We start from the raw sequence: 20,795 nt of genomic DNA, 5'->3' as shown, positions 1-20,795 counted from the left end.
AAAGCCTGCACACCAACGATGATGCCCGTATCATTCGAACCTGCCCCCTTTTCCGCTCGACAAACGCAACCCGAAAATCATAGCCGACAAAGCACTTGCCCATTTCATCACTCATGCACGCGACTTGCAAGGATTAATTCTGAACTCAGGACACCGATCAGCATCCAAACCACCCAGGGCCACTTTTCATCGGCCCGGGCAACCCCTTCGGGCGTGTACTGTTGGCGCCGATCTGATTCGGCGGTCACGACAGCATGTTCCGGCAATCCGAGCGTTTCACGGAAGGCTTCGACGGCGAAACGATTGATCTGAGATTCGGCGGGATCGACGTTACGGACCATCACCGCATTGCCATCGACCTGTATTCCCGGAACCTGACCGGGATGGTCAATATTTTTCGTTTGCACCGATTGCCGGAGATCCAATTGGCCGGTCAACCATGCGGCCAACTGGCGAATCAGTGGGACGAACAAGCGATTCTGGGGCCACTCACTCCAGCTCCGGTCCGCCGACGTCGCCACGAACACGAAGCGTCCGTCACCGGCCGGATGACTGATCACGAGCGGCCAACGCCGGCTTCGGATCAGGACTTCCGCGTCGGGATCGGCGGATTGAATGGGCAACACGCGGCTGGCCGTCAATCGTCGCAGATCGCCATGCTGCGGATCGGCAAAGGGCCGAAGTGCTGGATGATCCACGGCAAATTCCTGCACGCTTGCGACCGTGTCGGTCACTCGGCCTAGCGTGGTCTCGCCCAACAAGCCGGCAGCCTTCAACCGCTCGTGCACCGCGTCGGTGGAACGGTCGCCGGGAAACCACAGCACGTTGCCGCCACCTTGAACAAAGGCACTTAAACGTCCGGCGTCTTGCTCGGTAAAGCGACTGACGTTGGCGATGACAATCAATCGAAAACCGGCCAGGTCGGGGAAACCGGACCCACGATCCCACACCAACCGCTCCACCTCAAACGTTCTCGCCGGTCCGTCCCCCACCGGCGTTCGCAACCGAAGTGCGGTTTCAATGAAATAGGTTTCGTTTTCCCAAGCCTTGCTCCCGGCGTCTCCATCGATCAGCAACAACCGGTCGGGATGCCGGACTTCCAAGGCGACCGCGCGCTGGTTGTCCCAGGCCAATGGGTCGTCGAAATCCACCGATACCGAGCCACGATACAGGCCGGCTGTTTCGATCGGCAACTCCAACCGCAAGGTGTTCCGTTGCCCCGCGGCCAGCGAAACGCTGCGTTCGATGACGATCGGGCTTCGCGGGCCGCTCAGTTCCATCCGCAACGGCGCGCCGATCAGCGGGAACGCTCCGTGGTTGACCATTTGGATCTCCACCGCAACGGGAACACCGGGACGGAGTTCGACTTGGGTTGCGACGGCGGATACGATGGCCAGATTCTGGGCGATGGCCGGGGCAGGGTCTTCGATTCGCACCGAAACATCCGCCGGAAACGTGGACAGGTTGGCCGGCGAAGTCCCCAGTTGCTGCAAGTCGCTGAGCACCATCAGACTGCGATCGGCGCGCGTCGACGCCGCCAGCAGATCGCCCGCCCAATCAAACGCCTCGTCGTAACGCGTTGCCATGGAGGATGTCGTGGCGGCGTCGAGTTCGGTTAAGGAGAGCGGTTGAACACCGGCGGCATCGAACAGCCCCAGATGAACGCGAGTTTCCGCCCCCAGGGTTCCGAGGTGCGTTTTCGCCCGCTGGATCGCCGTTCGGATCGCCGCGGCGCCGTTTTCTTGCCGCGCACTCATACTGGCCGAACGATCGATCAGGATCACGACTTCACGCGTCCTTCCATCGGCGGGCGTATCAGGAAAAAACGGTCGTGCAAACAATAATCCCAGCAGCAGCACCGCCAGCGCCCGCAACGCCAGCAGGATCCAACGCTGAATCCGTTGTCGGTTCTTCGTTCGGCGGACGACCTGTTTGACGAACCGTATCGAGCCGATCTCCATCGATTTGGCTTTCTGACGCAGCAACAAATGGATCCACAACGGCAACGTCATTGCCGCGGCGCCGGCCGCCAGGAATCCGAGGTGCATCAAGTTCATGGATCGGGAAGGTCGAGGGGGAATCCGTCAAAACAGCTCGCTGCGGCGTTGAAAATAGTCACGCAACGCGATCGGCAGCGGCGTTTCTGAATCGATCGCCAGGTAGTCGATTTCGTACATTTGACAGAGCGTCTTCAATTCGGTCTGCCACTGTTCGACGGCGCTGACAAACTCGTCGCGAATCGCTTCGGCTTGCGTCACAATTTCTTCGCCGGTTTCCAGATCGCGAAATCGGACCGGCCCGGAAACGGGCATCGCGGTTTCCAACGGCGTCAGCACGTGGAACACGATCATTTCGTGTCCATAGTGGCGAAAATGGGCGAAGGCGTCGGCAAGTTCGTCCTGCTGAAAATAGAAATCGCTGATCAGCACCTTCAATCCGCGCCGCGGTGACAGCTCGGCCACCTCGTGCAAGACACGAGCCGTTTCACACGCCGGGTGATCTTGCGGCCGAGCGAGTGCGTGCAACACCTCCAGCTGGTGATCCGCCGTGCAGCGTGGCCGCAGGTGTGTCTGGATCTTGTCGGCAAACAGGGTCAATCCGATCGCGTCGCGCTGGCGAATGGCCAGGTGCCCCAACGCCGCAGCCAGCATCGCGGCACACGACCACTTTCCCGCGGCGATCATCGATCGACTGGCGTCGACGATCAAATGCACTTCGACGTTGGTCTCCGCGTCGTATTCCTTGACAAACAGTTTTTCGTGTCGTCCGAAAAGCCGCCAATTGATGTGCTTGAGATCATCGCCGGGCATGTATTCGCGATGCGACGCGAACTCCACCGAAAACCCGACGAAGGGGCTTTGGTGCAATCCATGCATGAAGCCTTCAACCACCCGCTGGGCGATCAACTCCAAATCATCGGTCGCCCCCAGTAGTTCCGAGGACGTCAGTTGTGTCGGCGTGACGAACGCGGTGTTCATGACGGGGTGGGTACCGTTTTGACGAGTTGCGTAATGACGTGATCGACGGTGATGTTCTCCGTGCGGGCTTGGAAGTTCAGCGCCAGGCGATGTCGCATCACCGGAGCCGCGACGGCGCGAATGTCTTCAAAATCGACGTGATATCGCCCCAGCAAGATGGCCCGCGCCTTGCCACCGAGGACCAAGCACTGCGACGCCCGTGGGCTGGCTCCATAGCGGATGTATCGATGCAGCTCAGACGCCGTGCCTTTTGACGCGGGGGCTTGCGAAGTCGGGCGGGAGGCGTCGACCAGATCGACGGCGTACTGAATGACATGGTTGGCAACCGGCACGCCACGCACCAAGGATTGCAATTGCAAGACTTCATCGAGCGACAGAATCGATTGCAGTTGCACGTCGGCATCCCCGGTGGTCGCTTTGACGATTTCAACCTCCTCTTGCTTGGATGGATAGACGACCGGAATGTTGAACATGAATCGATCCAGCTGTGCTTCCGGCAACGGATACGTTCCTTCCTGCTCGACCGGGTTTTGGGTCGCGACGACGAAGAACGGCGGCGGTAGATGGTAGGTTTCTCGGCCGACCGAGATCTCACGTTCTTGCATCGCCTGCAACAGGGCGGCTTGCGTTTTCGGCGGTGCCCGGTTGATTTCGTCGGCGAGCAGAAAGTTCGTGAACAGCGGGCCGCGAAAGAATTCGAGCTGGCGGCGGCCCGTTTCGGGGTCTTCTTCGATGATGTCCGAACCGGTGATGTCCGAGGGCATCAGATCGGGCGTGAACTGGATCCGGCTGTACTGCATGTCGAGCATTTTCGCCAGCGATCTGGCGATCAGCGTCTTGCCCAGTCCGGGCACGCCGATCATCAACGCATGACCGCGGCACAGCATGGCGATCAAGAGGCTGTCGATCACTTTTTCCTGGCCGATCACGACGCGACCGATCTCCTGTTTCAGTTGCGTGCGGGCCTGCTGCAATCGCGCCACGATCTCGGGATGGTCGCCCGCGGCCGGCTGGCCCATCGAGTCATTCGTCTCTGGCATCTGGTGATTCATGGTTGTTGTGTCGCCGCGGGGGCGGCCGGATCGTCGGGTGTCGGTGGAGGTTCAGGCGTCATGATGATCGTTCGAGCCGCTAGCAGTCCATCGATGACGGCCTGAGCGGCGGTGCTGTGAATCGATTGCGAATCAATCATGGCCAAATCGGCGACTTCGGTGCCCACGCCGTCACCGTTGTCGTCCAGCAGCGCGTGTTCGGTCGGCAACAGTTGGTCGTCGTCAAACGAGCGACCGACTCGGTCCGCGGTGCGTCGAAACAGGTCCAGGATGCTGACAAGCGGATCCTTTGCCGGCGACGCGGGTTCCGCTGTCGGTCCGGCAGTCGCTCTCTCGGCCAGTTGTTGCCTCATGACCTCGGCGAGTTGGCGAGGAAAACGCGGTTCGTTGATTTCGTCTTCGTCGGTTGCGCTGATCACGATCCGCCCGGGCAGCGAAAAGGGTTTTACAAAACTGCCCGATGCCGAATGGGTCATCCAAAACACCTGTTCGCCGGCTTTCAACTCGGCAAACCTCGCGGCCCATTGTGCGGCATTCATGTCGGGTCCGGGTAGATGAAACCAACCGTGCCGCCGCTCCTGGTTGCCGTGTCCGAGCCAGAACACCCACAGCGCTTCGTCCTCGCCAATTCGCTCGACGAGTTGATCCGTCACCGATCGAATGCTTTCCTGAGTCGCGGGCAATCGGCCTTCGGTCGCGTCGCGGCCGTCAAGCACCATGATGTCGGCGGAATCGACAGCTGCGAATTTCACCAACCAATCCTGCCAGATCTGGAGGATCGCCTCGAATTGCTCGCGATGGGTTGGGTCGCCCGGAAGCCCGACGACGATCAACGCGTGACGACGATCGGGAAAGGCCGGGGCAACCTCAGCCGGCGCGGCCGTTTGCGATTCATCCGTGGGAACCGCTGACGCGAGTTCTTGGGCTGGGACCTGCATCGCCATCGCAACGGTGCAGCACAGCGCAAGAGTGAATCGAAATGGAGCGGTGTTGGCAATTTTGTCACTCGTTCTCACTTGGCATCCCCTCATTCGTTGCGAGTGGCATCCATCATAACGTCCCGTCAAACCGGCTGCCTTGGTGAAACGTAAAATGTCGAGGTGGGCGGCCCGCCATCTGGCGACTTCAGCGACAAATCACCGAACAGTCGTTCATTGCCCAGTGCTCATTGCCCAGTGCTTCGTTCATCGGCTCGGTTAAAAACTGTCGTCGTTGATGGGCAACGCGCCGACCGGACCATTACAATGACCACCCTTCCTGACCGAATCTTCCCACAGGCCCCCCATCATGCAATCGATCCTTCCGACTTCCCCCGCCTCCCGTCGTGATTGCGTCGCCGCCTTGACTCGTCTGGCGATCGTCGCGATCGCCCCCCTTTGCATCACCGCCCTTCCGGTCTCCGCGCAAGCTGACGGCAAGACGTTCCTGGCCGGAGCGGCAACGAGCAACATCACACCTCCGCTGGGCCAGATGATCGTCGGTGGCTGGGAACCGATGCCGGCACAACACATTCACGACGAATTGCACGCCCGCTGCCTGGTGCTCGATGACGGCGCGACGAAACTGGCGATCGTGATCTGCGACAACGTCGGCATTCCTCAGGAAGTGTTTGACGCGGCGAAAACAACAATTGCCGAAGCGACCGAGATCCCGATCGCGAATTTGATGATGGCGTCGACACACACGCACTCGGCCACGACCGCACGCGGGGAAAGCAAGGTCATCCAACAGAGCGAATTGACCGAGTACCAGAAATTCCTGGCCAGCCGGATCGCCGACGGTGTCCGCTGTGCGCTAAATCATTTGCAACCCGCGAAGATCGGTTGGGGAAGCGTCGACGAACCCTCCGAAGTCTTCAATCGACGTTGGTTTGTGACCGATCCCCAATTGGCAACCAATCCGTTCGGTGGCATCGATCAAGTCCGCATGAATCCGCCGCGAGGACACGCCGCACTCGATCGCCAAGCCGGCCCCGTGGATCCGGAAGTCAGTTTCGTTTCTGTGCAACGTCTCGACGGCAGCCCGATCGCACTGCTGGCAAACTATTCCCTGCACTACGTCGGCGGCGTCCCCCGCAATGAAGTCTCCGCAGATTATTTCGGCTACTTTGCCCGCGCGATTGAAAAACGATTGGGCGCGACCGAGATGTCACCCGCCTTTGTCGGCATGCTCTCCAACGGGACCAGCGGCGACGTCAACAACATCGACTTTCGCGACAAGAATCCGAAACGCTACGCCAGCTACGAAAAGATGCAGGAAGTCGCCAACAAGATCGCCGACCGAGTCTATGAAGCGCACGGCGGGATCGAATTCCATGATTGGGTCAAACTCTCCGCCGCATCGACCCCGTTGACGTTGAAGGTTCGCAAGCCGACACAACAGATGCGCGACTACTTTGATGCCCTGGCTAAAAGTTCCGAACAATCACCCCGGCATCGTCGCGAAGCCATCTACGCCAAACGGATCGCCGATCTCGACGAAGCACCCGACACCGTGGATATCCAATTGCAAACCTTCGGCATCGGGGACCTTGGGATCGCCGCGATCCCCTTTGAAACCTTCACCGAAACCGGCTTGGAACTGAAGGCCAAGGCGCCGACCAAGCAGATGTTTACGATCGAATTGGCCAACGGATCGTTCGGATACCTGCCGACACCCAGGCAACATCGTTTCGGCGGCTATGAGACCTGGCTGGGAACGAACTACGTCCAACAAGACGCCTCGGACAGAATCGTGGAAACGTTGCTGGATTTGTTTGAAGCGATGAAGTAGGGGCGATGGTCGAGCGGGGGTGGCAAAACGATGGGGGCAAGACGATCGAAGGCAGAATGATGGGTGGCAGAATGATGGGTGGCAGAATGATGGGTGGGGAATGATGGTGCGAACGCTGGCTTCATGACACCCCGACATCCGTCCCCGAGCTACTCCACTGCCATTTTTTTGTCACCCATTTTCTTGTCTCCCCTCCCCATTTTTCTACCTCCTATTTTTCTGCCCTCTCCGCCTCCCGCAAATCGCACCGCGTTCAGTCGTCCAACGACATGCCCCAGCGTTTCACCGTCTGCTTCCAATCGTCGACCAGAGCTTGCAGTAGGAACCAGGCGTTTCTGCCGTAGCGTGGGACCAGACGTTTCGGATCGCTGAACATGCGATAGGTCCATTCGGCACCCAGTTTCTGCCAGATTCGAGGAGCGCGCCGGGCGGTCCCGGCGATGAAGTCGAACGAGGCGCCCAGTTGAATGCTGACGGGAACACCGAGGCGTTTGTAGTGCTGGTGGATCCAGCGTTCGCCCTTGGGTTGGCCGAAGGCGACCAGCAAGATTTGCGCGCCGGAGTCTCGAATTCGTTTGTCTTGCGCGGCTTGTTCGTCGGCCGACAGGGCACGAAACGGAGGCGATTCGATTCCCGCGATCCGCATGCCGGGATAATCGCGTGCGAGCCGCTTGGCACATTTCTCGGCGACCCCCGGTTCTCCGCCCAGGAAGTAGATGCCCCATCGTTTCTGGCCGGCTCGGCAAGCGAGTTTGTGAATCATTTCGCTGCCGGCGACGCGTTCGGGCAGCGCGTCGGGGCCGAGTTGGCTCCGCCATACGATCGGTTGTCCATCGGCCAAAATCAGATCCGCGGCTGCAGTGATTGGGGGGATGTCTGATTCCCGGTGATGCAGCATCACATAGTTCAAGTTGGCGGTGATTGCATAGCTGGGTTCGCCTCGCTCGACGAGCAGATCGATCCGGTCGATCGCCTCGGACATCGTGACGCGGTCAAACGGCACCTCCCAGACGTTGCACCGATCCAGCGGTGGCAGGGCAGGCGGCTGCTGGCGGTCCGGGTCTTCCGCGTTTTTTGTTACGGGAGGCAGGATGACCGGGGACAGCGGAGCGATCGGATCAGTGGTCGAGAAGTGTGCAGGCATCGTTGCAAGTCGCGGTCGTGGAGAAGAAACAGAGCCGGCGGAGGAGGACTCCTTCAAGACAACCGTAGGACGCCGAGTGAAGAACCTTGCTCTTTGATGCAGCTTGCCCAGCCAGAGCAAGACGGCTTGGTGGAGTTGTGCGGGAGATGACGAGTCTGCCGACCGGACGGCTCGCGCCGTTCCGCTAACCGCTTGCGTTGTTTGTTAGCGGCAGGGCGCGAGCCCTCCGGTCGTGCGAAGTGCCCCCGGATGGGGTCAAAGCCAGTAGCCGGCCCCGCCGATTGGCGACGCGCCATGGAGTTGTTACGCTGGACCCGGTCTCTCCCATCGCCCAACAGAAGCCCGTGCCCAAACTTTCCCTCCGATCCCCGATCACGGTCGTCGTCACGCTCGAAGGGCTGGCGACTTCGCCGCTGGGCTGCTACGGATGCTCATGGAATCAGACGCCGGCGATCGATACGTTGGCGGCGACCGGCGTGGTCTGGGATCGCTGGACCTCGCCCGTCGACCGGCCCGGAAGCCTGATCACGCGATGGCTGGACGATTCACGCGGGTGGATCGCTCGCCAAGCAGACCACGGCGCGACGGTCTTTTTGACCGACGATCCGAAGCTGACGATTCCGGAAGATCAATTCGGCTTCAGCCAAGTAATCGCCTTACAACCGACGCTGAAACGCCTCCCCGCCGAAACGGTCGAAGCCACCGTTCTGGCGCAAGCCTTTGCGGCAAGCATCCACGCCATCACGTCCGAGACGCGATTGATTTGGATCCACAGCGGCATGCTTCGCGATCACTGGGACGCGCCCGTCACGCACGACGATGACGACGAGGAAACTCAAGAACCGGTCGAGGAGGAAACGCAAGATCACGCCAACGCTGCGCCCGAACCGTTCTTCCTGCCCCCCACCACCGATCCGCCCGCGCTGAAACTTTCCAAAAACGACGATCCCGATTTGTTGTTCACCTGGATGCAGCGTTACGCGGCCCAGGTTCGGTTGCTGGACGAAATGATCGACTTGCTCGGTGAATCCGTGCGCCGACGACGCCCCCGAATCGTCTTGGCCGGGACCAGCGGATTTTCGCTCGGGGAAAACGGCTGGCTGGGACACCATGTCGGTCCGCTGCGAAGCCAAGACGTTCGGTTGCCGATGCTGGTTTCCTGCGGCGGCCCGCTGCGCGTTCCGTCGTTGCAATCCGCCGCGGCGTTGCCCGAGTTGTTGGAACAGCTCTTCCACGGTCAACCCTTGGTCACTCCGGCCGACTGGTGCCGAAGCGACGATGCCCTCGCGTTGTCGATCCAAACCGATTCGGACCGAGCCGTCAAAGCGGTGACGACACCGAATTGGTTTTACGTTCACGATGCCGACACCGTCGCCGGCGGCAAAGAACGCTTGTTCGTCAAACCCGACGACGTCAACGATGTCAATGACATTGCACGCCTGCGGCGCGAAGTGCTGAATCAATTTGCCAACGCTGCCGATCCTGACGGAACTGAATCGAACTGAGCGGAGGGCCTTCACCAGAGGTGACCATGTTAAACATCCTCGGATCCCGCAACTTGACCACGTGGTTGACCCAACACCACATCAGCCTGGCGATCTCGACCTATCAAGCGGGGAAACTGTTGTTGGTCGGAACCAAACCCGACGGCGGGCTGGCCATCTTTGAACGTACCTTCAACCGATGCATGGGGCTTTGGGCGGACGCTCAGACGATCTGGATGAGCACCCGGTATCAATTGTGGCGTTTGGAAAACATGCTGACGGCGCAACCGCCCGGCGGCGAGTTCGACCGGCTGTTCGTTCCTCAGGTCGGATACACGACCGGAGATATCGACATTCACGATGTCGCAGTCGATGGAGACGGCAATCCGATTTTTGTCAGCACGCTGTTCAACTGCATCGCGACGATCAGCCAACGACGCAGCTTCACCCCACTCTGGCGGCCGAACTTCATTTCAAAGCTCGCCGCGGAAGATCGCTGTCACCTCAACGGGATGGCAATGCAAGACGGTCGGCCTCGCTACGTCACCGCCTGCAGCCGGTCGGATGTGATCGATGGCTGGCGCGACCGACGCCACGACGGCGGAGTCGTGATCGATGTTCGATCCGACCAGATCATCGCCGAAGGCTTGTCGATGCCGCACTCGCCTCGTCTGGTCCAAAACCGATTGTGGTTGCTCGATTCGGGCAATGGCTTCCTGGGCTTCGTCGATGTCAAAACGGGAACGTTCGAACGTGTCGCGTTCTGCCCCGGCTACGCCCGCGGACTTGCTCTGGTCGGCGACTATGCCGTCGTCGGCCTGTCCAAGCCGAGAGACGATGAGCAATCGTTCCGAGGGCTAAATCTCGATCGAGAACTCGCCTCACGCGACGCCGCGACGCGCTGCGGCGTTCAGGTGATTGACTTACGCAGCGGCAACGTGGTGCATTGGATCCGTATGGAGGGAGACGTGATCGGCGAACTGTATGACGTGGTCGTCTTGCCCGACACGCGGCGGCCGAAAGCGTTGGGATTCAAAACAGATGAGATTGAACGGAATGTTTGGTTCGACGAGGGCGATGCGGTACAGAGTTGGTCGGCCGGCGGGTAGGGAGCGGATGTGGGAACGGCAGGAATGGGGCAAAACGATGGGGACAAGACGATAGAGTGTAGAATGATCAGAGAGCGGATGGTGGGCACCCAATAGCGGGGGCGAATCGTGGAGACAGGATGTTGGAGGGAAGGTCATGAGGGGTGATCGAGCGTGACGCGCGGCGAGCGAGTAGAATACGCGGCTCCCACAGTGCGATGATTCCCCCCCTTCGTCCCCTCCTCTGCAGCTCGATGAAACAAACGATTCTTAGGTCGCGAAAGCGACGGCGGACAAGAAAAGTGGACCGAAGGGCAATCGGTCGAATTCGCGGCGAACGCTTGGAACAACGCATTCTGCTGGCCTCCGATCTCAATTCCCTTCCCTCGCCGCCGCCGCCCGGTGCGACCTTCGTCGAGCATGCGGTCATCGGGGACACGGTGGACGGGCCGCGGGGCGTAGCCAGCGGAGATGTCGATGGCGACGGCGATAAAGACATTGTGGTCGCGTCTTATCGAGACGATTCGATTCGCTGGTTCGATAACCAGGGCGGCGGTGTCTTTACCGAAAAAACGATTTCAACGCTCGCCAACGGAGCCCAAAGTGTGGCGATCGCGGATCTCGATGGCGACGGCGATACCGACGTCTTGAGCGCGTCGAAGTACGACCACAAGATTCGCTGGTTTGAAAACGACGGCAACGAGCAATTCACCGAACATGTGATCAGTTCGCTCGAAACCAACGCCAGCAGTGTCGCGGTGGCCGATGTCGATGGTGACGGTGATCTGGATGTGCTCAGTGCCGCCTTTTTCTCCGACACGATCGCCTGGTTCGAAAATGACGGAAACGAAACCTTCAGTCGCCATGTGATCAGCTCCAGCGCCGATGGTGCTTACGATGTGACGACAGCCGATGTGGACGGCGATGGCGACGTCGATGTGCTGAGCGCGTCGGGCAATGACGACACGATCGCCTGGTATGAAAACGACGGCAATGAAACCTTCACCGAGCACGCCATCAGCTTGACAGCGGATAAGGCGTTGGCCGTCACCGCGTTCGACGCCGACGGTGATGGTGACGTGGATGTGGTGAGCGCGTCCTTTAACGACGATACGATCGCCTGGTATGAAAACGACGGCAGCGAGAATTTCAGCGAACGCATATTGACGACGTCCGCCGCCCGAGCCTACGACGTCGCGACCGCGGATCTCGATGCCGACGGTGACATGGATATCCTGGCCTCGTCCCAAAACGACCAGATTCGCGTGTTCCTGGGCGACGGCGCCGGCGGGTTCACCGAGCACGTGATCAGCGACGATTCGGCCAACGGTGCGGACAGCCTGGCGATCGACGATTTCAACGGTGATGGCAAGCTGGATTTCGCCATCGGGGCACAGTACGGCGACAACGTGCTGTGGTATGAAAACGGCTCGCCCGACTACGGCGACGCCCCCGCACCCTACCCCACACTGGCGGCTTCCGGTGGGGCGTCGCACGTCGCGGTCGGGCATTGGCTGGGGGCAGCGCGTGACGGCGAAGTCGACGGATTACCGTCCGTCACGGCCGATGGCGACGGGGCCGACGATGACGGCGTGACGTTTGGTCCGCTGCACGTCCGGGCCCTCGACGCCGAAGTCACCGTCAACGTGGAAAGCAACTCCAACCAACCCAGCTGGGTCTATCTGGATGCCTGGATCGACTTCAACCAGGACGGCGACTGGGACGACCCCGACGAACAAATCTTTGACTCCGCCGATGTCCGCATCTTCGACTACGTGCTGACCTTCGCGATCCCACGCGACGCACTCGTCGGCACCACCTATGCACGTTTTCGCATCAGCAGCGTCGGCGGGCTGGCCCCGACCGGCGAAGCTCCCGATGGCGAAGTGGAAGACTATCAGGTGACGATCCAACCGCCGGCACCCATGTCACCGATGTTCGCCGGCAGCGACATCAGCTCGCCGGGCGCTCTGGGGGTTTCGGCGATCACGTCGGTGGACCTAGATGGCGATGGAGACCAGGATGTACTCAGCGCGTCGGCCGGTTCCGATCGGTTCGAGTGGTTCGAAAACGTCGGGAATGACAACTTTGTTCGACGCCTGATCAGTGACCAGGGTGACGATCCGCAGGAAATCGAGGTCGAGGACTTTGATAACGACGGAGACTTGGACGTCATCGCGGTTTCCTATTTCAGCCAAAACATTGTGTGGTACGAAAACGACGGCAATGAAAATTTTTCGCCCCACGTTGTGTCGCCCGACGACCGAGGCGTACGCAGCATCGCGATCGGTGATGTCGACGGAGACGGCGATCGCGATTTCTTGAGCGCCGGATTTAGCTACGAGATCTTGTGGTACGAAAACACAGGTGCCGAACCCTACACCGTTCATGTGATCGACCCTTCGGCGGGCGCGGCAAAGAGCATTGCGGTCAGCGACGTCGATGGCGATGGAGACCTGGATGTGTTTACCGCCCACACCCTCGATGATTCGATCAATTGGTATGAGAACAACGGTTCCGCGGCGTTCACCAAGCACGTGATCAGCACCAACGCCAACGGCGCGTTGGGTGTTGCAGTCGCGGACGTGGATTCCGACGGCGACATCGATGTGCTCAGTGCGTCCCAGTCCGACGACAAAATCGCCTGGTACGAAAATGACGGCAACCAGAATTTCACCGAGCACGCGATCACGACGACGCTCGATTACCCCACCGCCGTCTCAGCCGCCGATCTTGACCGAGACGGAGATTTGGATGTTCTCGCCACGTCGTATGGAAACGATTTGATCGTCTGGTACGAAAACGATGGCGACGAAAACTTCACCGAGGCCGTGGTCGACGCCAACGCCGACGGTGCAATCGACGTCACCGTCGCGGATGTCGACGGCGATGGCGATTTGGATGTACTCGGCGCGTCCAGTGGAAACGACCAGATCGCCTGGTATGAAAACGACGGCAACGAATCCTTCGTCGAAAACGAAATCGTTTCCTCGCCCTACTTGCCGTATGACGTCGCGCTGGCCGATATCGACGGGGATGGCGATGTCGACGTGCTGGGGGCGACCTTCAATGATGACAAAATCACCTGGTATGAGAACGACGGCTCGCAGGGGTTTTTGCCGCGCATCATCACCACGTCCGCAGACGGAGCCACCAGCGTTGAAATCGCGGACATCGACGGCGACGGTGATCTAGACATCATCAGCGGTTCGTACTTTGATGACAAAGTTGCCTGGTACCGCAACGACGGCGGCGCGTTCATCGAACAGCTTGTTTCGAACACCGCGGTCGGCGTCAACGATGTTCACGTCGCGGATGTCGACGGCGACGGCGATCCGGATCTGCTCTCGGCCAGCGGTGATGACGACAAACTGGCTTGGTATGACAACGACGGAAGCGGAAACTTTACCGCCAAAACGATCACGACGAACGCCAAGCTGGCCTACAGTGTTGCGACCGGCGACATCGACGGCGACGGCGACCTGGATGTGATCAGCGCCTCGTACAACGATAACAAGATCGCCTGGTACCAAAACGACGGCAGCCAGAACTTCGTCGAGAAAGTCGTCACGACCACCGCGTACGGTGCGTCGTCCGTCCGAACGGCCGACATTGACGGTGACGGTGATCTGGACCTCGCCGTCGGTGCCTTCACCGACGACATTGTCTGGTATGAAAACGACGGGGCAGGCGTTTTCACCGAGCGTCTGGTCCCGATGGAAGACTCCTACGCGTTTGACGTCACGCCGGGAGACATCGACCTGGATGGCGATGTCGACTTGCTGGTCGCCTCGCGAGACGAATACGTGTTGTACGCCTTCTTGAACGACGGCAACGAAACGTTCCGGCAGCGTCCGATCGACTACTTCGTCGACGGACCGAGACGCGTTGAATTGGGGGATCTGGATCGGGACGGTGACCTCGACGTGCTGGGCGTCTCGAGTTTTGATTATCGTTTCGTCTGGCTGGAAACGGTGCTCGCGGATCTCGGTGACGCCCCCGATTCCTACTCGACACTGCTCGTCAACGACGGCGCAACGCACCTGGCGGTCGGCCCCCAATTAGGCGCCACACGAGACAGCGAAACCGATGCGATTGCCTCGCCAAACGCCGACGGTGACGGTAGCGACGAAGACGGCGTGATGTTCGGGACCCTCAAGCTCGGGCAAACCACCGCGGGCGTGAACATCGACCTGCAAGGCGGCGAAACCGCCAAGGTCGATGCCTGGATCGATTTTAATGCCGACGGCACGTGGGATGCCGGCGAACAAATCCTTGACAGCGTGACCGTGGTCGCGGGACTTCAAACGCTCAACTACGTCGTGCCGACCACGATGACTCTCGGGCAAACGTACGCGCGGGTGCGACTGAGCACGGCGGGCGACCTGGAGCCGAACGGTCTGGCCGACGATGGAGAAGTAGAAGATTACGTGATCACGATCCGCGAGGACGTCACCTACAGTCTGCCCGCGACCTCCACGGACGTCACCCTCCGTCAAAACGGATCGGACGTCGAGTTGATCGACAACGGCGGTGGCGGCGCGGTCCTGTTCGCCACACCCGTGTTGACGACACAATCGCTGCGGATCGCCGGCACTTCCGCCCCCGAAGCCTTCTACGTCGACTTTACCAGCGGTGGCTACTTTGCCTTTCCCGACGGCATCGTGATCGAAGGCGCCGACGATGCCGATTCGGTGGTCGTTCAAGGCACGGGGACGTCAACGGCATCGATCCGATCGTCCGCTGACACCTTGGCCGGGGCAACCGTCGAAGTGACCCACGACGGGTTGGTCACAACCGTCCAACTGTCCGCGGTCGGCCCGGTCAGTGTGTTGGCGATGCAATCGATCCAGATCCAAGGCGACTTGGACCTGGGTGAAGAAACATTGACCTTGGCCGCCACCGACCCGATCGTGCTCGGCACGATGACCGAATCGGCCGGGGGACAGATCAATTCCGCCGGACCGATCGCCGTCGGCGGCGCCCTGAAGTTCCAGGCCCCTGAAGGAGTCACTCCCGGCGTCGGCGATTCGTTCGTGCTGATAAGCGGATCAGCCATCACCGGAACCTTCGCAAGCGTTGATTTCCCCGCCCCGCCCCTCGGTAGCGACTGGGACCTGTCGGTCGGTCCGACGGAAGTGCGTTTAACACTGGTCGACCTGGGACAGGTCGGCCCGCTCGCGATCGGCGACGGATCCGCCAGCCCCCAACACTCTCGCATCAAAAAGATTGATGTCGCCTTTGACGGCTTGGTCGACATCGATCCCGGTGCGTTCGAAGTCCGCAAACGCGATCCCGAGGGCGGTGTGGTTGGGACGTCGTTTGTCGTCAACACCGATCCGCAAGGCAATTCGGTGGCAACATTGACGTTCAGTGGCGCGCTGACCCGTGGACTGGATGCGGCGTTAGTCGATGGCAATTACCAATTGACCATTGATCCATCGAAAGTGCGTCGCGCGGGGACATCGGTGACGCTTGATGGGGACAACGACGGTCTGCAAGGCGGTGATTACTCCTACGGCACGTTGGCCACTGATGATTTCTTCGCGCTCTACGGAGACAGCGACGGTGACCGAGACGTGGACGGCCAGGATTACGGACGCTTCGGATTGACGTTCCTGAAATCCAGCGGCGACCCCGGATTCAATCCCGCCATGGACAGCGACGGTGACGGTGACGTGGACGGTCAAGACTACGGCCGCTTCGGTCAGCGGTTCCTGAAAACGCTGCCGTTTTAACCGCCACTCCATTGGTTCGGCATGGCATCATTCTGCCCCGGATCATTCTGCCAACGTTTTTGGAAGACGCGGAAAAAAGGCAGAACGATTGGGGGCAGAATCATGGGAGGCAAAACGACGGGGGATGCCTAGGGCGCCAGTGCTTGGGAAGTCTTCGTGTGGGTCCCGTCGACCGGAACCAGTCGGACTTTGATTTGAGTGTGCGGGCCGCCGCGCCAAATGCGTTGCGTCACGGCGGGGCGGTAGCCGTCCGCGGTCACTTGAAAACGCATCACGGAGAATCCGCTGGTCCGCGGCCAACGCAGGCGTCCGGCTGTCATTTCCCGTTTCAAATTATCACGCCATCGAACCGTCGACCGGCCCGTGTCGTCCGTCGACAGGGATCCCGGCGTGACGGTGAAGTTGGGGATCGGCTTGGAACTGACCGAGTCGACGACGACTCCATCGATCAGCCACATCGAACGCGTCGCCGCATCGACCGACTCGATAGGGGCAAGGTCCTCGGCAGCGGCTCCGACCATCCCGAGTGTGCAAAACACCGCCAGCAGCAGGCATCGAAACAGCAGATCCGGCAGATAACGCTGTGAAGCATTTTTCTCCCGTGTTTGACGAGGTTTTAGCGGCAGGGCGCAAGCCCTCCGGTTCCTCATGGTTACCAAAACACCGGAGGGCTTGCGCCCTGCCGCTAACAAACAACGGACGGTGTTAGCGGAACGGCGCGAGCCGTCCGGTTGCAGCTTGAAAACGTTGGCCGACCGGAGCGCTCTCGCCCTGCCGCTCACAAACAACACTTCGATTGGCATCGATGTGATTGGCATGCGTTACTCGATGATGGCCAACAAGTCGCCCGCTTCGACTTGGGTTCCGGGCGGTGCGTGGATGGTTTTGATGACACCCGATTTTGGCGCATTGACGGTGGTCTCCATCTTCATCGCCTCCAGCACCATCAGCTTCTGGCCTTCCTTGACCCGGCTGCCCTCTTCGACGGCGACCGTGATCACCATGCCCGGCATGCTGGAGGCGACTTGGTTTTCGTCTCGGGGATCGGCTTTGACCGCCGCTTTGGTTTCCGGTTCCAGGGACTTGTCGTAAACCGTGATTTCACGCGGTTGGCCGTTGAGTTCGAAAAAGACGGTGCGTGTTCCGTCGGGGTGCGGCTGGCCGACGGTCAGGAATCGGATGATCAACCGTTTTCCCTTTTCGATATCGACGGCGATTTCTTCACCGGGTTGCTGACCGTACAAGAAATTCGGCGTCGGCAATTTGGCGACATCACCGTAGGTCTGCTGGTGCGTGGCAAAGTCGGCAAAGACCTTGGGGTACAACAAGTGAGTGACCGCGGACTGATCGCAGGCCGGTTCACCGATCAGCCCGGCGGCTTCTTTCCTGGCGACTTCGATGTTGGCATCGGGCATGGATTCACCGGGCCGGTTGGTCACGGCCGGTTCGTCTCCCAGAATCTTTTTCATCACCGCTGCGGGGAATCCGCCCGGCGGTTGCCCCATCCGTCCACCGATCAGATCGAGCACGCTGGCCGGATACGCCAGTGATTTGTCGCTGGTCAGGACTTCCTCGGCCGACATTTCGTTGGCGACCAAGAACAGCGCCATGTCGCCGACGGCCTTGCTAGTCGGCGTCACTTTGACGATGTCCCCGAACAACGCGTTGACTTGGGCGTACGCCTTGCAGACTTCGGCCCATTGATCGCTCAGCCCCAATGCACGAGCTTGCTGGTACAGGTTGGTGTATTGTCCGCCGGGCATTTCGTGTTCGTACAAATCGCCGGTCGCCGGCAAAACAGAACTTTCAAAGGGAATGTAGAATTCGCGTGCCGCTTGCCAGTAGGTCGCCAAATTCGTCAGCGCTTCGGTCCGCAAGGGACTTTCACGCGGGGTGTCGCGCAAGGCTTCGACGAGCGAATTCAAGTTCACTTGGCTGGTGCCGCCGGACAAGGGTGCGAGGGCGGCATCGGCAATTTGAAGCCCTTCATCGGCAGCGGCCAGAATCGTCGACGCTTGGATGCCGGCGGTATCGTGCGTGTGCAAGTGGATGGGGATTCCGATCTCCTCGCGCAGCGCCCGGATCAGTTTGACAGCCGCTTTGGGTTTCAACAGCCCCGCCATGTCCTTGATGGCCAACAAGTGGGCGCCCATCTTTTCGAGCTGCTTGGCGAGATTGATGTAGTACGCCAAGTCGTACTTGGTGCGTCGTGGATTTTGCAGATCACCGGTGTAGCAAATCGACGCTTCGCAAATCCCTCCTTCCTCGATCACGGCCTCCATCGCCACGCGCATGTTCTGTTCCCAGTTCAGCGCGTCGAAGACTCGAAAGACATCCATCCCGGCCTGGACGGCTTCACGCACGAACAACCGCACGACGTTGTCGGGATAGTTGGTGTAGCCGACGGCGTTGCTGGCCCGCAGCAACATTTGGGTCAGGATATTGGGAATCGCTTCGCGCAAGTCCGCCAGTCGTTGCCATGGCGATTCCTTCAAGAATCGCATGCTGGTGTCGAAGGTCGCTCCACCCCACATCTCCAACGAGAAAAGCTGGGACGCGTGGTGCGCGTACGCCGGTGCGATGTGTACCATGTCATAGGTGCGGACACGAGTCGCCAGCAGTGACTGGTGGGCGTCTCGCATGGTCGTGTCGGTCAGCAGCAGACCCTTTTGCTCTCCGATCCATTTGACCAGGCCTTCGACACCAGACTCGCGGAAAATGTCTTTGGTGCCCTTGGGAGGATCAGCCAGCGGCGGGACTTCGGGCACCGGTGCGGGCGTACGCCGCGTCGCGACCGGACGCCCTGCGACCAACTCGTTGCCGTTGACGATCGTGTCGGCCAGATAATTCAACAGCTTGGTCGCCCGGTCGCGACGTCTGGGCAGCTCGAACAATTCGGGCGTCGTGTCGATCAACCGCGTCGTCGCTTCACCGGCGAGAAAGATCGGATGATTGATCAACTTCATCAGGAACGGGATGTTGGTTTTAACGCCTCGAATCCGGAATTCTTGAAGACAACGATCCATCCGCGAACTGGCGGCGGCCAGTGATGGAGCCCGCGCGGTGACCTTGACCAACATCGAATCGTAAAACGGATTGACCACGGCGCCGCTGAATGCCGTACCGGCGTCCAAACGGATCCCCAGTCCGGCCGCCGACCGATAGTGGGTGATGCGGCCGTAATCGGGCAGAAACTGATTGGCCGGGTCTTCGGTGGTCACCCGGCACTGCATCGCAAAGCCGGTGGTGTGGATGTTTTCCTGGGCACCAATCCCGACCACCTCATCGGTCAGCTTGTGCCCCTGCGCGATCAGAATCTGGCTGCGAACGATGTCGATCCCGGTGACTTCTTCGGTCACAGTATGCTCGACTTGAATCCGCGGGTTGACTTCGATGAAAAAGAATTGGTTGGAATCCACATCCAACAAAAACTCAACCGTGCCGGCGTTCTCATAGCAAGAACCATCCGATCCGACCGCCTTCCCGATCTTCAACGCCGCTTCGCACAAACCGTCTCGGACTTCGGCCGGCAGATTGGGAGCCGGCGCCAATTCGACAACTTTTTGATGCCGGCGCTGGACGCTGCAATCGCGTTCGTACAGATGCACCAAATTCGTGCCGTCACCGATGATCTGGACTTCGATGTGTCGGGCGCGTTTGACGAAACGTTCCAAGAAGACTTCATCGCTGCCGAAGGCGGTTTTCGATTCACGCATCGCCGCTTCCAACGCGGCCGGCAACTCGTCGGCCGATCCGACGACCCGCATCCCCCGACCGCCACCGCCGTGGGCCGCTTTCAGCATCACCGGATAGCCCAATGTTTCCGCCAACGCGAGCGCCGCCTCCGGATCACGCAGCGGTTCATTCTTGCCACCCAAGACCGGGACACCCGCTTTCTCGGCCAGCTCGCGGGCCGACATCTTGTCACCAAGCTGCTTGAGCGAGCGGACGCTGGGACCGACAAACACGATCCCCGCCTTGGCCAGCGCTTCGGCGAATCCCGGCCGCTCGGACAGAAATCCGTAGCCCGGGTGCACCGCATCGATGTCATGTTTTTTGCACAACGCGACGATCGCATCGATATTCAAATACGAACGAATCGGCTCCCCCGATTCACCGATCTGGTAGGCCTCGTCCGCTTTGAACCGATGTAGGGCGTATCGGTCTTCGTAGGAGTAGATTGCGACGGTCCGAATCCCAAGCTCCGTGGCACTTCGGAAGACGCGCGTCGCGATCTCGCTGCGGTTGGCAACCAGTAATTTTCGAAAGGGCCGAATCGTCATCGAAAAGTAATCCAACTGGAAAAACAGGTTTTAATGATGGAACAGGACACGCATCGGGGCATGCGAAAATCGCCCCCGAATTAGCAATTTAGCGGATTTGCCGGTGTTCGACAGCACAGGACGCACGAGGCGTGCGGGCTTCAATCGATAGGCCGCGAGCGGGTTGTCGATTGAGTCGGGATCTGCTGAGTCAATGGTGAGCCGCTGGCCGTCAGGCCTCGGGCAGCGTCGCAATGCCGGCCGCTCGTATAACGAA

The 20,795-nt window shown here is 60.0% G+C and carries 12 protein-coding genes; 4 read left to right on the top strand and 8 right to left on the bottom strand.

Annotation, left to right across the window (positions count from 1 at the left end; all coding sequences use genetic code 11):
- Positions 1-107: 107 nt before the first annotated feature.
- From NZK35_RS27405 to NZK35_RS27390, 4 genes are read right to left on the bottom strand one after another with little or no spacing between them, the layout of a single operon-like run.
- Positions 108-2,057, bottom strand: coding sequence for a BatA domain-containing protein (locus tag NZK35_RS27405; RefSeq protein ID WP_259635713.1), 1,950 nt, complete (start codon positions 2,055-2,057; stop codon positions 108-110).
- A 27-nt stretch (positions 2,058-2,084) separates the two neighbouring features.
- A complete protein-coding gene (locus NZK35_RS27400; protein WP_259635712.1) occupies positions 2,085-2,978 on the bottom strand; it encodes a DUF58 domain-containing protein in 894 nt (297 codons plus the stop codon).
- Positions 2,975-4,018 carry an AAA family ATPase gene (locus tag NZK35_RS27395; RefSeq protein WP_259635711.1) on the bottom strand — a complete coding sequence of 348 codons (1,044 nt, stop codon included), beginning with the start codon at positions 4,016-4,018 and terminating at the stop codon, positions 2,975-2,977. Before NZK35_RS27395 ends, NZK35_RS27400 begins: the two co-directional genes overlap by 4 nt.
- 8 nt (positions 4,019-4,026) lie before the next feature.
- Complete coding sequence (locus NZK35_RS27390; RefSeq protein ID WP_259635710.1) at positions 4,027-5,046, bottom strand: hypothetical protein; 1,020 nt, start codon at positions 5,044-5,046, stop codon at positions 4,027-4,029.
- A gap of 271 nt (positions 5,047-5,317) precedes the next feature.
- Between NZK35_RS27390 and NZK35_RS27385 the strand changes: the two genes are divergently transcribed.
- The gene (locus NZK35_RS27385; protein ID WP_259635709.1) at positions 5,318-6,802 is read left to right on the top strand and encodes a neutral/alkaline non-lysosomal ceramidase N-terminal domain-containing protein; all 1,485 of its coding nucleotides are present in this window, start codon (positions 5,318-5,320) and stop codon (positions 6,800-6,802) included.
- Between the two features lie 253 nt (positions 6,803-7,055).
- Here NZK35_RS27385 and NZK35_RS27380 read toward each other — a convergent pair whose 3' ends face one another.
- Positions 7,056-7,946: a WecB/TagA/CpsF family glycosyltransferase gene (locus NZK35_RS27380; protein ID WP_259635708.1), complete on the bottom strand. Its 891-nt coding sequence runs from the start codon at positions 7,944-7,946 to the stop codon at positions 7,056-7,058.
- 344 nt (positions 7,947-8,290) lie between these two features.
- On the opposite strand from NZK35_RS27380, the gene NZK35_RS27375 reads away from it, so the two are divergent.
- The 3 genes from NZK35_RS27375 to NZK35_RS27365 all read left to right on the top strand — a co-directional run bounded on the left by NZK35_RS27375 (position 8,291) and on the right by NZK35_RS27365 (position 16,256).
- Positions 8,291-9,451, top strand: a complete 1,161-nt coding sequence (locus NZK35_RS27375) for an alkaline phosphatase family protein (protein WP_259635707.1) — start codon at positions 8,291-8,293, stop codon at positions 9,449-9,451.
- Between the two features lie 26 nt (positions 9,452-9,477).
- Positions 9,478-10,539, top strand: coding sequence for a TIGR03032 family protein (locus tag NZK35_RS27370; RefSeq protein ID WP_259635706.1), 1,062 nt, complete (start codon positions 9,478-9,480; stop codon positions 10,537-10,539).
- Between the two features lie 281 nt (positions 10,540-10,820).
- A complete protein-coding gene (locus tag NZK35_RS27365) occupies positions 10,821-16,256 on the top strand; it encodes a VCBS repeat-containing protein (RefSeq protein WP_259635705.1) in 5,436 nt (1,811 codons plus the stop codon).
- Between the two features lie 128 nt (positions 16,257-16,384).
- On the opposite strand, the gene NZK35_RS27360 is transcribed toward NZK35_RS27365, so the two are convergent.
- The 3 genes from NZK35_RS27360 to NZK35_RS27350 all read right to left on the bottom strand — a co-directional run.
- A complete protein-coding gene (locus NZK35_RS27360; RefSeq protein WP_259635704.1) occupies positions 16,385-16,906 on the bottom strand; it encodes a hypothetical protein in 522 nt (173 codons plus the stop codon).
- Positions 16,907-17,077: 171 nt separating this feature from the next.
- Positions 17,078-20,539: a pyruvate carboxylase gene (locus tag NZK35_RS27355; RefSeq protein ID WP_259635703.1), complete on the bottom strand. Its 3,462-nt coding sequence runs from the start codon at positions 20,537-20,539 to the stop codon at positions 17,078-17,080.
- A 30-nt stretch (positions 20,540-20,569) separates the two neighbouring features.
- The coding region (locus NZK35_RS27350) for a hypothetical protein (RefSeq protein WP_259635702.1) at positions 20,570-20,795 on the bottom strand (226 nt) is incomplete at its 5' end.

This window comes from Stieleria sedimenti, from assembly GCF_025060895.1.
In the GTDB taxonomy this organism is placed as follows: domain Bacteria; phylum Planctomycetota; class Planctomycetia; order Pirellulales; family Pirellulaceae; genus Stieleria; species Stieleria sedimenti.
This window is presented reverse-complemented; position numbering and strand designations above follow the sequence as displayed.

Bases quoted from the DNA above. Each gene is read 5' to 3' on its own strand.
- NZK35_RS27405 (WP_259635713.1), bottom strand. From the start codon at position 2,057: ATGAACTTGATGCACCTCGGATTCCTGGCGGCCGGCGCCGCGGCAATG.
- NZK35_RS27400 (WP_259635712.1), bottom strand. From the start codon at position 2,978: ATGAACACCGCGTTCGTCACGCCGACACAACTGACGTCCTCGGAACTA.
- NZK35_RS27395 (WP_259635711.1), bottom strand. From the start codon at position 4,018: ATGCCAGAGACGAATGACTCGATGGGCCAGCCGGCCGCGGGCGACCAT.
- NZK35_RS27385 (WP_259635709.1), top strand. From the start codon at position 5,318: ATGCAATCGATCCTTCCGACTTCCCCCGCCTCCCGTCGTGATTGCGTC.
- NZK35_RS27380 (WP_259635708.1), bottom strand. From the start codon at position 7,946: ATGCCTGCACACTTCTCGACCACTGATCCGATCGCTCCGCTGTCCCCG.
- NZK35_RS27370 (WP_259635706.1), top strand. From the start codon at position 9,478: ATGTTAAACATCCTCGGATCCCGCAACTTGACCACGTGGTTGACCCAA.
- NZK35_RS27360 (WP_259635704.1), bottom strand. From the start codon at position 16,906: ATGAGGAACCGGAGGGCTTGCGCCCTGCCGCTAAAACCTCGTCAAACA.
- NZK35_RS27355 (WP_259635703.1), bottom strand. From the start codon at position 20,539: ATGACGATTCGGCCCTTTCGAAAATTACTGGTTGCCAACCGCAGCGAG.